General features: G+C 71.9%; 11 protein-coding genes. 6 read left to right on the forward strand and 5 right to left on the reverse strand.

Annotated features, from left to right (window positions below; translation table 11 throughout):
- Nucleotides 1-90 precede the first annotated feature (90 nt).
- The 3 genes from ACSP97_RS18320 to cydD are packed head-to-tail and all read left to right on the forward strand — an operon-like array spanning nt 91 to nt 6,178.
- Nucleotides 91-1,599, forward strand: coding sequence for a cytochrome ubiquinol oxidase subunit I (locus tag ACSP97_RS18320; RefSeq protein ID WP_355321462.1), 1,509 nt, complete (start codon nt 91-93; stop codon nt 1,597-1,599).
- Between the two features lie 15 nt (nt 1,600-1,614).
- Complete coding sequence (gene cydB / locus ACSP97_RS18325; RefSeq protein ID WP_358296188.1) at nt 1,615-2,619, forward strand: cytochrome d ubiquinol oxidase subunit II; 1,005 nt, start codon at nt 1,615-1,617, stop codon at nt 2,617-2,619.
- A gap of 58 nt (nt 2,620-2,677) precedes the next feature.
- A complete protein-coding gene (gene cydD / locus ACSP97_RS18330) occupies nt 2,678-6,178 on the forward strand; it encodes a thiol reductant ABC exporter subunit CydD (RefSeq protein ID WP_440558334.1) in 3,501 nt (1,166 codons plus the stop codon).
- A gap of 50 nt (nt 6,179-6,228) precedes the next feature.
- Here cydD and ACSP97_RS18335 read toward each other — a convergent pair whose 3' ends face one another.
- The 5 genes from ACSP97_RS18335 to ACSP97_RS18355 form a co-directional block, all read right to left on the reverse strand.
- Nucleotides 6,229-7,098, reverse strand: coding sequence for an HAD-IIB family hydrolase (locus ACSP97_RS18335; RefSeq protein WP_355146596.1), 870 nt, complete (start codon nt 7,096-7,098; stop codon nt 6,229-6,231).
- A 109-nt stretch (nt 7,099-7,207) separates the two neighbouring features.
- A complete protein-coding gene (locus ACSP97_RS18340) occupies nt 7,208-8,110 on the reverse strand; it encodes an LLM class flavin-dependent oxidoreductase (protein ID WP_355146598.1) in 903 nt (300 codons plus the stop codon).
- A gap of 42 nt (nt 8,111-8,152) precedes the next feature.
- Complete coding sequence (locus tag ACSP97_RS18345; protein WP_440558336.1) at nt 8,153-8,701, reverse strand: RNA 2'-phosphotransferase; 549 nt, start codon at nt 8,699-8,701, stop codon at nt 8,153-8,155.
- Between the two features lie 176 nt (nt 8,702-8,877).
- The gene (locus ACSP97_RS18350) at nt 8,878-10,635 is read right to left on the reverse strand and encodes an SDR family oxidoreductase (RefSeq protein ID WP_440558339.1); all 1,758 of its coding nucleotides are present in this window, start codon (nt 10,633-10,635) and stop codon (nt 8,878-8,880) included.
- Nucleotides 10,632-11,474, reverse strand: coding sequence for a M24 family metallopeptidase (locus tag ACSP97_RS18355; RefSeq protein ID WP_391870214.1), 843 nt, complete (start codon nt 11,472-11,474; stop codon nt 10,632-10,634). The genes ACSP97_RS18350 and ACSP97_RS18355 overlap by 4 nt, the downstream gene beginning before the upstream one ends.
- A 248-nt stretch (nt 11,475-11,722) precedes the next feature.
- Here ACSP97_RS18355 and ACSP97_RS18360 point away from each other — a divergent pair, with 248 nt between their 5' ends.
- From ACSP97_RS18360 to ACSP97_RS18370, 3 genes are read left to right on the forward strand one after another with little or no spacing between them, the layout of a single operon-like run.
- Nucleotides 11,723-12,694, forward strand: a complete 972-nt coding sequence (locus ACSP97_RS18360) for an ABC transporter ATP-binding protein (RefSeq protein ID WP_364724054.1) — start codon at nt 11,723-11,725, stop codon at nt 12,692-12,694.
- Nucleotides 12,684-13,583, forward strand: coding sequence for an ABC transporter permease (locus tag ACSP97_RS18365; RefSeq protein WP_355525754.1), 900 nt, complete (start codon nt 12,684-12,686; stop codon nt 13,581-13,583). The genes ACSP97_RS18360 and ACSP97_RS18365 overlap by 11 nt, the downstream gene beginning before the upstream one ends.
- On the forward strand, nt 13,580-14,491 hold the full coding sequence (locus tag ACSP97_RS18370) for an ABC transporter ATP-binding protein (protein WP_355146608.1): 912 nt from the start codon (nt 13,580-13,582) through the stop codon (nt 14,489-14,491). The genes ACSP97_RS18365 and ACSP97_RS18370 overlap by 4 nt, the downstream gene beginning before the upstream one ends.
- The last annotated feature ends 7 nt before the right edge of the window (nt 14,492-14,498 follow it).

Here is a 14,498-nt window from a genome sequence, read left to right on the forward strand (position 1 = left end):
CGTTCACAAGCGCGTCCCGTTTGCCCCGTATGTACGTGACAGTCGGGGCGAATCGCCGCAGTACCACGGCGTAGTAAGGAGAGTGACGACGTGGACTTGGCTTTGGCGCCGGAGACACTGGCGCGCTGGCAGTTCGGGATCACCACCGTCTACCACTTCCTGTTCGTTCCGCTGACGATCTCCCTGGCCGCCCTCACGGCCGGGCTGCAGACGGCTTGGGTCCGCACGGAGAAGGAGAAGTACCTCAGGGCGACGAAGTTCTGGGGCAAGCTCTTCCTGATCAACATCGCGATGGGTGTGGTCACCGGCATCGTGCAGGAGTTCCAGTTCGGTATGAACTGGTCGGACTACTCCCGCTTCGTCGGTGACATCTTCGGTGCCCCGCTCGCCTTCGAGGCGCTGATCGCCTTCTTCTTCGAGTCCACCTTCATCGGCCTGTGGATCTTCGGCTGGGACAAGCTGCCGAAGAAGATCCATCTGGCCTGCATCTGGATGGTCTCGATCGGCACGATCCTGTCGGCGTACTTCATCCTGGCGGCCAACTCCTGGATGCAGCACCCGGTCGGCTACAAGATCGACAAGGCGCGGGGGCGCGCCGAGCTGACCGACTTCCTGGCGGTGCTGACCCAGAACACCGCCCTGAGCCAGGCCTTCCACACTCTCTCCGCGGCCTTCCTGACCGGTGGTGCCTTCATGGTCGGCATATCCGCCTACCACCTGGCCCGCAAGAAGCACATCCGCGAGATGAAGACCTCGCTGCGGCTGGGTCTGATCACCGTGGTCATCGCCGGCCTGCTCACCGCGGTCAGCGGCGACACCCTCGGCAAGGTCATGTTCAAGCAGCAGCCGATGAAGATGGCCGCCGCCGAGGCGCTGTGGGACGGCCAGAAGCCGGCGCCGTTCTCGATCTTCGCCTACGGCGACGTGGAGAAGGGCCACAACACGGTCGCCATCGAGATACCCGGCTTGCTCTCCTTCCTCGCCGACGACAACTTCACGTCGGAGGTCCCCGGGATCAACGACGTCAACAAGGCCGAGCAGCAGAAGTTCGGGCCCGGCGACTACCGGCCCAACATCCCGGTCGCCTTCTGGGGCTTCCGCTGGATGATCGGCTTCGGCATGGCCTCCTTCGCCATCGGCCTGGCCGGACTGTGGCTGACCCGCAAGAAGTTCATGCTGCCCCAGCATCTGCGGGTCGGCGAGGACGAGATCCCGCACCTGGTGCTGTTCCCGAAGAAGGCGCTCGGCCCCAAGATGGCTCCCTGGTTCTGGCGCATCGCGACCTGGACCATGGCCTTCCCGCTGATCGCCAACTCCTGGGGCTGGATCTTCACCGAGACGGGCCGCCAGCCATGGGTCGTCTACGGCGTCCTCCAGACCAGGGACGCGGTCTCCCCCGGTGTCTCCCAGGGCGAGGTCCTCACCTCGTTGATCGTCTTCACCGCGCTGTACGCGATCCTCGCGGTGGTCGAGGTCAAGCTGCTCGCGAAGTACGTCAAGGCCGGACCGCCCGAGCTGACCGAGGACGACCTCAACCCGCCCACGAAGATCGGCGGCGACACCCGTGACGCCGACAAGCCGATGGCCTTCTCGTACTAGGCCGAGGGAACAGTCATGGAACTTCACGACGTCTGGTTCGTCCTGATCGCCGTCCTGTGGACCGGCTACTTCTTCCTGGAGGGGTTCGACTTCGGGGTCGGCATCCTCACCAAGCTGCTGGCCCGGGACCGGGCCGAACGCCGGGTGCTCATCAACACCATCGGCCCGGTCTGGGACGGCAACGAGGTCTGGCTGCTCACGGCGGGCGGCGCGACCTTCGCCGCCTTCCCGGATTGGTACGCCACCCTCTTCTCCGGTTTCTACCTGCCGCTGCTCCTCATCCTGGTCTGCCTGATCGTCCGGGGCGTCGCCTTCGAGTACCGGGCGAAGCGGCCCGAGGAGAACTGGCAGCGCAACTGGGAGACGGCGATCTTCTGGACCTCCCTGCTCCCGGCGTTCCTGTGGGGCGTGGCCTTCGGGAACATCGTGCGCGGGGTCAAGATCGACCAGCACTTCGAGTACGTCGGCAGCGTCTGGGACCTGCTCAACCCCTACGCCCTGCTCGGCGGACTGGTGACGCTCAGCCTGTTCACCTTCCACGGAGCGGTGTTCACGGCGCTGAAGACCGTCGGGGACATCCGGACACGGGCGCGGCAGCTGGCCCGGTGGGCCGGTCTCGTCGCCGCCGTGCTGGCGGCCGGCTTCCTGCTGTGGACGCAGGCCCACAGTGGTGACGGCAAGAGCCTCGTCGCCCTGGTCGTGGCGGTCGTCGCCCTGCTGGGCGCGCTGACGGCGAACCACCTCGGGCGCGAGGGATGGGCGTTCAGCCTGTCCGGCCTCACCATCGTGGCGGCCGTGGCGATGCTCTTCCTGTCGCTCTTCCCCGACGTCATGCCGTCGACCCTCAACGGGGACTGGAGCCTGACGGTCTCCAACGCCTCGTCGAGCCCGTACACCCTGAAGATCATGACCTGGCTGGCGGTGATCGCCACTCCGCTGGTGCTGCTCTACCAGGGCTGGACCTACTGGGTGTTCCGCAAGCGGATCGGCACCCAGCACATCGCCGAAGCCGCACATTGAGTCCGCCGGGGTGTGTTTCACGTGAAACACACCCCTTGGACCGAAGGGCCTGTTTCACGTGAAACCAGTCGATCCGCGTCTGCTGCGATACGCCCGCGCCACCCGCTTCTTCCTCGTGGCGGTCGTCGGCCTGGGAGCCGTCGGTGCCGGGCTGGTCATCGCCCAGGCGATGCTCATCGCCGAGGTGGTCGTCGGTGCCTTCCAGCACGGGCGGTCCCTCACCGAACTGCGCACTCCTCTCCTGCTGTTGGTCGCGGTGGCCGTGGGCCGGGCCCTGGTCGCCTGGCTCACCGAACGGGCCGCCCATCGGGCGAGCGCGGCCGTGAAGTCCGAGCTGCGGGGCCGGCTGCTGGACCGGGCGGCCGCGCTGGGCCCCGGATGGCTCGGCGGTCAGCGCACCGGCTCGCTGGTCACGCTGGCCACGCGCGGGGTGGACGCCCTCGACGACTACTTCTCGCGCTATCTGCCGCAGCTGGGGCTCGCGGTGGTCGTGCCGGTGGCGGTGCTGGCGCGGATCGTCACCGAGGACTGGGTGTCGGCCGCGATCATCGTCATCACCCTGCCGCTCATCCCGCTGTTCATGATGCTGATCGGCTGGGCCACCCAGTCCCGGACGGACCGGCAGTGGCGGCTGCTGTCCCGGCTGTCGGGTCACTTCCTGGACGTGGTCGCGGGCCTGCCCACGCTGAAGGTGTTCGGCCGGGCCAGGGCACAGGCCGAGTCCATCCGCCGGATCACCGGTGAGTACCGGCAGGCCACGATGCGGACCCTGCGGATCGCCTTCCTCTCCTCCTTCGCGCTGGAACTGCTGGCCACGCTGTCCGTCGCGCTGGTCGCCGTGACGATCGGCATGCGGCTGGTCCACGGCGACATGGATCTGTACATCGGCCTGGTGATCCTGGTGCTGGCGCCGGAGGCGTACCTGCCGCTGCGCCAGGTGGGGGCGCAGTACCACGCGGCCGCGGAGGGACTGGCCGCCGCGGAGGAGATCTTCGCGGTGCTGGAGACGCCGGTGCCGACATCCGGTAGCGGCGCGGTGCCGTCGGGGGCGGTGGCCTTCGAGGGGGTCACGGTCCGCTACCCCGGGCGTTCCACGGACGCCGTGAGCGAGGTGTCGTTCACCGTCGAGCCCGGGGAGACCGTGGCGCTCGTCGGGCCGAGCGGGGTGGGCAAGTCGACGCTGCTGCATGTGCTGCTGGGCTTTGTGCGCCCCGCGCGCGGGCGAGTGCGGATCGGGGGCGTCGATCTCGCCGAGCTGGATCCGGAGGAGTGGCGCTCGCGGATCGCGTGGGTGCCGCAGCGACCGCATCTGTACGCCGGGACGGTCGCGGAGAACGTACGGCTGGCGCGGCCCGACGCGGACGACGACGCCGTGCGGCGCGCGCTGCGGGACGCGGGGGCGCTGGACTTCGTGGACGCGCTGCCGGAAGGCGCGGGCACCGTGCTCGGGGAGGACGGGGCCGGGCTGTCCGCGGGGCAGCGGCAGCGGCTGGCGCTCGCGCGGGCGTTCCTCGCCGACCGGCCGCTGCTGGTGCTGGACGAGCCGACGGCCGCACTGGACGGGGTGACGGAAGCCGAGGTCGTCTCGGCGGTGCGCCGGCTCGCGGCGGGCCGCACGGTGCTGGTGGTCGTGCATCGTCCCGCGCTGCTGGAGGTGGCCGACCGGGTGGTGCGGCTCGAATCCACCGAACCGGTGGGCGTCCTCGGGGAACCGGCCCCCCTGGACGCACGGCCCGCCACCCGGAGCCCCGGGCCGGAGGACGAGTCCGCCGAGCCGGCATCCGCGCCGGCCGGGCAGCCGGGACGGGCGCGGAGCGCGCTCGCCCGGGTCCGGGGGCTCGGCGCGGCCTGGCGGGGCCGGCTGGGACTGGCCTGGCTGCTGGGCAGCCTCGCGCTCGGCAGTGCCGTCGGACTGATGGCGACCTCCGGATGGCTGATCTCCCGGGCCTCGCAGCAGCCGCCGGTGCTGTACCTGATGGTCGCGGTCACGGCGACCCGGGCGTTCGGGATCGGCCGGGCGGTGTTCCGCTACGCCGAGCGGCTGGTCTCGCACGACGCCGTGCTGCGGATGCTGGCCGACATCCGGGTCGCCGTCTACCGGCGCCTCGAACGGCTGGCTCCCGCGGGGCTGAAGAGCGTCCGCCGCGGTGATCTGCTCACCCGGCTGGTCGCGGACGTGGACGCACTCCAGGACTACTGGCTGCGCTGGCTGCTGCCCGCCTCGGTCGCCCTCCTCGTCTCCACCGCGACCGTCGGCTTCACCGCCTGGCTGCTGCCCGAGGCGGGCGCCGTCCTCGCGGCGGGCCTGCTCGCGGCGGGGGTCGGCGTGCCCCTGGTGACCGCGACTGCGGCCCGGCGCACCGAGCGACGGCTGGCGCCGGCCCGCGGCGAACTGGCGACCCGCGTCACCGATCTGCTCACCGGCACCGCCGAGCTGACCGTGGCCGGCGCGCTGCCGGACCGTACCGGCGCGGCCCGGTCGGCGGACGGCACCCTCACCCGGATCGCCTCGCGCGCCGCCGCCGTCACCGCGCTCGGCGACGGGCTCACGGCGCTGATCTCCGGCCTGACGGTCACGGCCACGGCGCTGGTCGGCGTCCAGGCGGTGGCCGCGGGACGGCTCGGCGGGGTGGCGCTGGCCGTGGTGGTCCTCACCCCGCTGGCCGCCTTCGAGGCCGTGCTCGGGCTGCCGCTCGCCGTCCGTTACCGGCAGCGGGTGCGGCGCAGCGCGGAGCGGGTCCACGAGGTGCTGGACACACCCGAGCCGGTGCGCGAGCCCGAGCGGCCCCGGCAGGCGCCCGTGTCACCGTTCCCGGTGGTCCTCAAGGGGCTGACCGCACGGCACGAGGACCGGCGAGGGGAGGCACTGGCCGGGCTCGACCTGACCCTGGCGGAGGGCCGCCGGATCGCCGTGGTGGGGGCCTCCGGCTCCGGCAAGACGACCCTGGCACAGGTGCTGCTGCGGTTCCTCGACCCGCGTTCGGGGACGTACACCCTCGCCGGGGTGGACGCCCGCGAGCTGGCCGGCGACGACGTACGGCGGCTGGTCGGACTGTGCGCGCAGGACGCGCATCTCTTCGACAGCTCGGTGCGCGAGAACCTGTTGCTGGCCCGGAAGGACGCCGGCGAGGGCGAGCTGCGCGGGGCGCTGGCCCGGGCGCGGCTGCTGGACTGGGTGGACGGGCTGCCCGACGGTCTGGACACGCTGGTCGGCGAGCACGGGGCGCGGCTGTCCGGCGGCCAGCGGCAGCGCCTGGCCCTGGCCCGTGCGCTCCTCGCCGACTTCCCCGTGCTGGTGCTCGACGAGCCCGCCGAGCACCTGGACCTGCCGACGGCCGACGCCCTCACCGCCGACCTGCTGGCCGCCACCGAGGGCCGTACGACGCTGCTGATCACCCACCGGCTTGCCGGGCTGGACGAGGTCGACGAGGTGATCGTGCTCGACGCGGGCCGTGTGGTGCAGCGGGGCACCTACGCGGAGCTGGCCGAGGTGGACGGACCGCTGCGGGAGATGGTGCGCCGGGAGGCGCGGGCGGAGTCGCTGGTGGCGGTCCGGTGACGTCCCCGGGGGCGTGACCGGACCGCACGGCCCGATCCCGACGAGCGGCCTCAGGCGTGCCGGGCGAGCAGCTGCTCGATCACGATCGCCACGCCGTCCTCGGTGTTGGCGGGTGCCCGGCCGGTCGCGGCGGCGATGGCGTCGGGGTGGGCGTTGCCCATGGCGTACGACTGGCCGGCCCAGGTCAGCATCTCGATGTCGTTGGGCATGTCCCCGAAGGCGACGACCTCCTCGTGGGAGATGCCGCGTTCGGCACAGCACAGGGCGAGGGTGCTGGCCTTGGAGACGCCGGGGCCGCTGAGCTCCAGCAGGGCGCTGGGGCTGGACCGGGTGACGGTGGCGCGCTCGCCGACGGCCAGCCGGGCCAGGGTGAGGAACGCGTCGGGGTCGAGCGAGGCGTGGTGGGCGAGGATCTTGAGCACGGGCTGGTCGGCGCTCGGACCGTCGGCCGCGAGCAGTTCCTCGGCGGACAGCACGTTGTCCGGCTTCTCGACGAACAGCTTGGGGTAGTCCGGCTCCTGGTGGAAGCCGTAGGTCTGCTCGACCGCGAACTTGGTGCCGGGCGCGGCCTCGCGCAGCAGGCGTACCGCGTCCAGGGCGTTGCCCCGGGCCAGCTCGCGCACCTTGACGAAGCGGTGGGCGCCGGGGCCGCCGTGCAGGTCGACGACGGCGGCGCCGTTGCCGCAGATGGCCAGGCCGTGCCCGTGGACGTGGTCGCTGACGACGTCCATCCAGCGGGCCGGGCGGCCGGTGACGAAGAAGACCTCGATGCCCGCCTCCTCGGCGGCGGCCAGGGCGGCGACGGTGCGCGGGGAGACCGACTTGTCGTCGTGCAGCAGGGTGCCGTCGAGGTCGGTGGCGATCAGCCGCGGGCGGATCGCGGCGGCGGGGGTCCCGGGTTGCCTGGTCGCTGAGGTCATCCGGTCATTCTCGCGCATATGCCCGCACGGGCGTGCGGAACTGTGCACAGATGAGACGCAGATGACGCTCCGCGCGCCCCTGGGACCCCACGAGGTGTCTTCGGTCACGTCAGTCCAGCTGGGCGAGGGCCTCCATGGCGATCCGCTCGAAGACCTTCTGGTCGGCGGCGAAGTCGGAGTCGGGGATGGGCCAGTGGACGACGATCTCGGTGAAGCCCAGCTCCCGGTGCCGGCCGGCGAAGTCCACGAACGCGTCCAGCGAGCTCAGCGGGCGGGCGCGGTCCGGGGTGAAGCCGGTGAGCAGGACCTTGTCCAGGCCGCCGACGTCCCGGCCGGTCTCCGCGCAAGCGTCGGCCAGCTTGGCGAGCTGGCCGCGCAGGGCCTCGACGGACTGCTCCGGGGTGCCGGACTCGTACAGCTTCGGGTCGCCCGTGGTCACCCAGGCCTGGCCGTGGCGCGCGGCGAGCCGCAGCCCGCGCGGGCCGGTGGCGGCCACCGCGAACGGCAGCCGGGGGCGCTGCACGCAGCCCGGGATGTTGCGCGCCTCGTGCGCCGAGTAGAAGCGGCCCTCGTACGACACCGCGTCCTCGGTGAGCAGCCGGTCGAGCAGCGGCACGAACTCGGCGAGCCGGTCGGCGCGCTCGCGCGGGGTCCAGGGTTCCTGGCCGAGGGCGGTGGCGTCGAAGCCGGTGCCGCCCGCGCCGATGCCCAGGGTGACGCGGCCGCCGGAGATGTCGTCCAGGGAGATCAGTTCCTTGGCGAGGGTGACCGGGTGCCGGAAGTTCGGGGAGGTGACCAGGGTGCCCAGGCGCAGTCGCTCGGTGGCGGCCGCGGCGGCGGTCAGGGTGGGAACGGCGCCGAACCAGGGGCCGTCGCGGAAGCTGCGCCAGGAGAGGTGGTCGTAGGTGTACGCGGTGTGGAAGCCCAGCTGCTCGGCGCGCACCCAGGCCGCGCGGCCGCCCTCGTGCCAGCGGCGGTACGGCAGGATCACGGTGCTCAGACGCAGACTCATGCGTTCGAGGGTAAGCGGTGGGGCGGTGTGCTGCGGTCGGGGTCAGCGGGGGCCCGGGAAGCGCAGGTGGCGCGGGGGGACGGCGGCGGTCAGCCAGACGCCGTTGGCGCTGCGGTGGAAGACGTGGCCGTCTTGGTGCATGGCGGCGGCGTCGACGGTGAGGACGACGGGTCGGCCGCGGCGGGCGCCGACACGGGTGGCGGTGGCGCGGTCGGCGGACAGATGGACGGCGTGCCGGCCCATGGGCTTCAGTCCGCCCGCCCTGATCGCCCGCACGGCGGCGGGGACGGTGCCGTGGAAGAGGTGCGGCGGTGGGGTGGCCGGGGGCAGACCGAGGTCGACGGGGACGCTGTGGCCCTGGGCGGCGCGGATCCTGGCGCCGTCGATCGTGAAGCGCCGTTTGTCGTTGGTCTCGACCACGCGGGCCAGTTCCTCGCGGGTGAGGGGGAAGCCGTGGCGGGCCGCCGCGGTGATCAGCTCGTCGATGTCGGCCCAGCCGGCGGGGTCGAGGGTGAGGCCGATCCGGTCGGGCTGGTGGCGGAGGTGTCTGGAGAGGTATCTGAACACCCTGATGGTGCGTTGTTCGTCCATGCCCCCAGGATGTGGGGGAGACGCGGATCACGCAGGTTGTTTTCCGCGCGGAGGTTTGGTCCACAGACAACCGGGGTTATCCACAGGGGAATTGACGAAACTGTGGACAACCGGCCCGGACAAGACGGTGGTTGTGGGGAGCCGCCTGCACGGCGGGCTCCCCCCGACCCCCCGTCTCACACCTTCGGCTCCACCCGCGCCAACCGTCGCAGCGCCCCCGGCAGCACCCGCGACAAGGCGTGCGCCACCCGGGACTCCGGGGTCACCGGGACCAGCGGCTTGTTGTCCGCGATCGCGTCCAGGACGGCGGAAGCCACCTTCTCCGGCGGGTAGTTGCGCAGGCCGTACAGGCGGGCCGAACTCTTCCGGCGACGGGACTCCTCCGCCGCGTCGACACCGGCGAAGCGGGCCGTGGAGGTGATACCGGTGTTGACGATGCCGGGGCAGATCGCCGTCACGCCGATGGACCGCGAGGCGAGTTCCGCGCGCAGGCACTCCGACAGCATCAGGACCGCCGCCTTGGAGGTGCTGTAGGCGGGCAGGATCCGCGACGGCTGGTAGGCGGCCGCCGACGCGATGTTGACGATGTGGCCGCCCTGTCCGCGCTCGGCCATCCGCGCCCCGAAGAGCCGGCAGCCGTGGATCACGCCCCAGAGGTTGACGTCGAGGACGGTGCGCCAGTCCTCGGTCGTCGTGTCGAAGAAGGAGCCGGACAGGCCGATGCCGGCGTTGTTGACCAGCACGTCCAGCACGCCGTACGCGCGGTGCACCCGCTCGGCGAGCTTCTCCATGGCCTGTTCGTCGGAGACGTCCGCCGTCTCCGCCCAGGCCTCGGGCGCGCCGATCAGCCGGGCCAGGTCGGCGGTGCGGGCCGCGGCCTCCGCGTCCCGGTCGACGGCGATCAGCCGCGCGCCCGCCTCCGCGAACGCGAACGCCGTCGCCCGCCCGATCCCGCTGCCCGCGCCGGTGATCAGCACCAGCTGCCCGCCGAACCGGGCGGCGTGCGCGCCGGTGGCCGCAGGCCCGGGGCGGCCGCCCTCGACGGACGTCACGAACTCCTCGATCCACGCGGTCAGCTGGTCGGGCCGGGTGCGCGGGACCCAGTGCTTCGCCGCGATCGTGCGCCGGGTCAGCCGGGGTGCCCACCGCTCCAGGTCGTCGTAGAGCCGCGCGGAGAGGAACGCGTCGCCCTCGGGGACGATCAGCTGCACCGGGGCGTGCGCGTGGGCGTCCGGGCGGGGGTGGCGCAGCCGGGCGCGCACGTTGTCCCGGTACAGCCAGGCGCCGTGGGCCGCGTCAACGGGCAGGGAGGCGGTCGGGTAGTCGCCGCCGGAGACCTGTTCGGTCCTCTCCAGGATCCTCGGCCAGCGCTTGCCGAGGGGGCCGCGCCAGGCCAGCTCCGGCAGCGCGGGGGTGTGCAGCATGCCCACGTACCAGGACTTGGCGCCCTGACCGAGGAGCTGGCCCACGCGGCGGGGCGTCGGGCGCCTGAGGCGGTCGTTGATCCAGTGCCCGAAGTGGTCCAGGGACGGACCGGAGACGGAGGTGAAGGAGGCGATGCGGCCCTCGGTGCGGGCGACCGTGACGAACTCCCAGGACTGCACCGAGCCCCAGTCGTGGCCGACCAGGTGCACCGGCCGGTCCGGGCTGACCTCGTCCACGACGGCCAGGAAGTCGTCGGTGAGCTTGGCGAGGGTGAAGCCGCCGCGCAGCGGCTTCGGCGCCGTGGAGCGGCCGTGGCCCCGGACGTCGTAGAGGACCACGTGGAAGCGCTCGGCGAGGCGCGGGGCGACCTCGGACCACACCTCCTTGTTGTCCGGGTAGCCGTGCACCAGGACCACCGTCGGCTGCCGCGGGTCGCCGAGTTCGGCCACGCTGAGCTCGATCCCGCCGGTCCGTACCGTGCGCTCGCGCGCGTCCTTCAGGGTCGTCACTTCTCCTCCGCCCAGCGCCGCACGTGCGGCAGGTCGTCGTCCAGCCAGAACGCGCTCTCCTCGGGGTCCTTCGAATCGGTGACCACGAGGATCTCCTCGAACTTCGCGCCCGTGCCCCGGAAACCGAGGTGGGGCTCGACCGCCCACAGGCCCGGCCGCGGCGGGTGGTCCGAGAAGCGGTACGGCGACCACAGGGGCGACCAGCCCTCGCGGTGGCCGTGCAGCGCGTCCGAGAACAGGCCCTTGAGGGACTGTGTGCCGAAGCCGAACAGATGGGGCGCCCAGCGGCGCTCCTTCACCCGGTCCACCTTGTGGGCGATCACCCCGAAGGGGTAGGCGCGGTGCCGGTTGGCGTAGCCCTGGCGGACCATCAGCCGGTCCACGTCCTCGTAGATCTCGCGCAGGGAGCGCCGCTCGCGCACCTCGCGCAGGATCAGCTCCCGGTGCGCCTGGAGATCGGCCAGCAGCCGGTCCTGCACCGGGTTCGCCCCCAGGGAGCCCGCGTAGCCGATGTCCGCCGTGTATCCCTCGTGGACCGGGGCCAAGTCCAGGATGAACGGCATCCCGGGCGCCAGCTCGCGGTCGGTGGGGAAGAACTGGAGCGGGACGCGGAAGTCCACGAACGCCGTACGGTCCCCGAACCAGGCGAACGGCAGGTGGAACCAGTCCCGCACCCCGCGCTCGCGCAGCCATTCCCGCTGCATCCGCGCCGCCTCGCGCTCGGTCACCCCCGGCTCCAGCCGGGCCGCGACCGCCTCCGCGCACTCGTAGGCGAGGCGCTGCACCCGCCTGAATCCCCGCAACTCCACGGGGAGTTCGCTGCTCACTGCCGTCGTCATGCCGCCTCGTCCCGTTGTCCGGCCGACCCGCCTGGTCGGCTGCGGTACGCGTCCGTAACTTGACGTACGTGAATCTCGCAGTTGTTAGAGATGGCGTCAATAGGCGGGAGCGCGGGCCCGTCGGGGACTCCGGGTGGCCCTGAGGCAGGGCGCCCCCTAGGGATGCGTAATACCTGGGTCTGACCCCAAGACGGCTCTGTGGTCTGACGACCGGCGTGGCCGGGATCACTAACGTCGGGTGGGTGACTGTGATCGCGACCGAAAGCCTGAGCAAGCGGTTCCCCCGGGTGACCGCGCTCGACCGGCTGTCCGTGGACATCGGGGCCGGTGTGACCGGACTCGTCGGGGCCAACGGCGCCGGCAAGTCCACCCTGATCAAGATCCTGCTGGGGCTGTCCCCCGCCACCGAGGGCAGCGCCCGGGTGCTCGGGCTGGACATCGCCACCGAGGGCGCCGCCATCCGCGAGCGCGTCGGCTACATGCCCGAGCACGACTGCCTGCCGCCGGACGTCTCGGCCACCGAGTTCGTCGTGCACATGGCGCGGATGTCGGGGCTGCCGCCCACCGCCGCGCGCGAGCGCACCGCGGACATCCTGCGCCATGTCGGCCTCTACGAGGAGCGCTACCGCCCCATCGGCGGCTACTCCACCGGCATGAAGCAGCGTGTGAAGCTCGCGCAGGCCCTGGTGCACGACCCCAAGCTGGTCTTCCTGGACGAGCCGACCAACGGCCTCGACCCGGTCGGCCGTGACGAGATGCTCGGCCTGATCCGCCGGGTCCACTCCGACTTCGGCATCTCCGTGCTGGTCACCTCGCACCTGCTGGGCGAGCTGGAGCGGACCTGCGAGCACGTGGTCGTCATCGACGGCGGCAAACTGCTGCGCTCCAGCTCCACCACCGACTTCACCCAGACCACGACCACCCTCGCGATCGAGGTCACCGACAGCGACGCCCACCCCGACGGCACCCGGGCGGTGCGCGAGGCGCTGGGCGCGCGCGGGGTGGAGGTCACCCGCGAGGGCGCGGGCCTGCCCGGCGCGGGCCACGTCCTGCTGCTCACCGCCGCCGGCGAGCAGACGTACGACCTGGTGCGCGACGTGGTCGCCGACCTCGGGCTCGGCCTGATCCGGATGGAGCAGCGCCGGCACCACATCGCCGAGGTGTTCACGACCGGCGGCGCCGACGAGCAGCGGAAGGAGGCCGTCGGCCATGGCGGTTGAGCAGCCCCTCACGGGCGAGACGACCCGTATCCACGACATCGGCTACCGCGGCTACGACGGCCCGCGCCTCGGCCGCGCCTACGCCCGCCGCTCCCTGTACTCGCAGTCCCTGCGCGGCGCCTACGGCCTCGGCCGCTCGGTGAAGTCCAAGGTCCTGCCGATGCTGCTGTTCGCGGTGATGTGCGTGCCCGCCGCCATCATGGTGGCCGTCGCCGTCGCCACCAAGGCTCACGAACTGCCGGTCGGCTACACCCGCTACGCGATCATGATGCAGGCCGTGATCAGCCTGTACGTCGCCTCGCAGGCACCCCAGGCCGTCTCGCGCGACCTGCGCTTCAAGACGGTGCCGCTGTACTTCTCGCGGCCCATCGAGACCGCCGACTACGTCCGCGCCAAGTTCGCCGCGCTCGCCTCGGCGATCTTCATCCTCACCGCCGCCCCCCTGCTCGTGATGTACGTGGGGGCGCTGCTGTCCAAGCTGGGCTTCGCCCACCAGACGAAGGAATTCGCCGAGGGACTGGTCTCCGTGGCCCTGCTCTCCCTGCTCTTCGCCGGCATCGGCCTGGTCATCGCCGCCGTCACCCCGCGCCGCGGCTTCGGCATCGCCGCCGTGATCGCCGTACTGGTCATCTCCTACGGGGCGGTGTCCACCCTCCAGGCCATCGCCACCACCCAGGGGCACGACGGCGCCGTCCCGTGGATCGGTCTGTTCTCACCGGTCACCCTGATCGACGGCGTCCAGTCCGCCTTCCTGGGCGCGACCACCCGGGCCCCCGGCGGGGTCGCCCCCTCCACCGGGGAGGGCGCGGTCGACGTCCTCGTCACCCTCGCACTGATCGCCGGCAGCTACGGCCTGCTGCTGCGCCGCTACAAGAAGGTGGGACTGTGACGACCCTCAGCATCGACCATGTCTCCCGCTGGTTCGGCAACGTGGTCGCCGTCAACGACATCACCATGACCATCGGCCCCGGGGTGACCGGTCTGCTCGGCCCCAACGGCGCCGGGAAGTCCACCCTGATCAACATGATGGGCGGCTTCCTCGCCCCGTCCACGGGCACAGTCACCCTCGACGGGCAGCCGGTGTGGCGCAACGAGCGGATCTACGAGCACATCGGCATCGTCCCCGAGCGGGAGGCGATGTACGACTTCCTCACCGGACGCGAGTTCGTCGTCGCCAACGCCGAGCTGCACGGCCTCGGCGACAAGGCCGCCCAGCGGGCGCTGGCCACGGTCGAGATGGAGTACGCCCAGGACCGCAGGATCGCCACCTACTCCAAGGGCATGCGCCAGCGCGTGAAGATGGCGAGCGCCCTGGTGCACGACCCGTCGCTGCTGCTGCTGGACGAGCCGTTCAACGGCATGGACCCCCGCCAGCGCATGCAGCTGATGGACCTGCTGCGCAGGATGGGCGACGAGGGCCGCACCGTGCTGTTCTCCTCGCACATCCTCGAAGAGGTCGAGCAGCTCGCCCGGCACATCGAGGTCGTCGTCGCCGGGCGGCACGCGGCCAGCGGCGACTACCGCAAGATCCGCCGGCTGATGACCGACCGGCCGCACCGCTACCTGGTGCGCTCCAGCGACGACCGCGCCCTCGCGGCCGCGCTGATCGCCGACCCGTCCACCTCCGGCATCGAGGTCGACCACGCCGAGGGCGCGCTGCGCGTCCAGGCCGTCGACTTCGGCCGCTTCACCACCCTGCTGCCGAAGGTCGCCAGGGACCACGGCATCCGGCTGCTCACGGTCTCGCCGTCGGACGAGTCCCTGGAGTCCGTCTTCTCGTACCTGGTCGCGGCGTAGGAGGCCG

The organism is Streptomyces sp. SCPE 10, from assembly GCF_051980735.1.
Lineage (GTDB): Bacteria > Actinomycetota > Actinomycetes > Streptomycetales > Streptomycetaceae > Streptomyces > Streptomyces misionensis.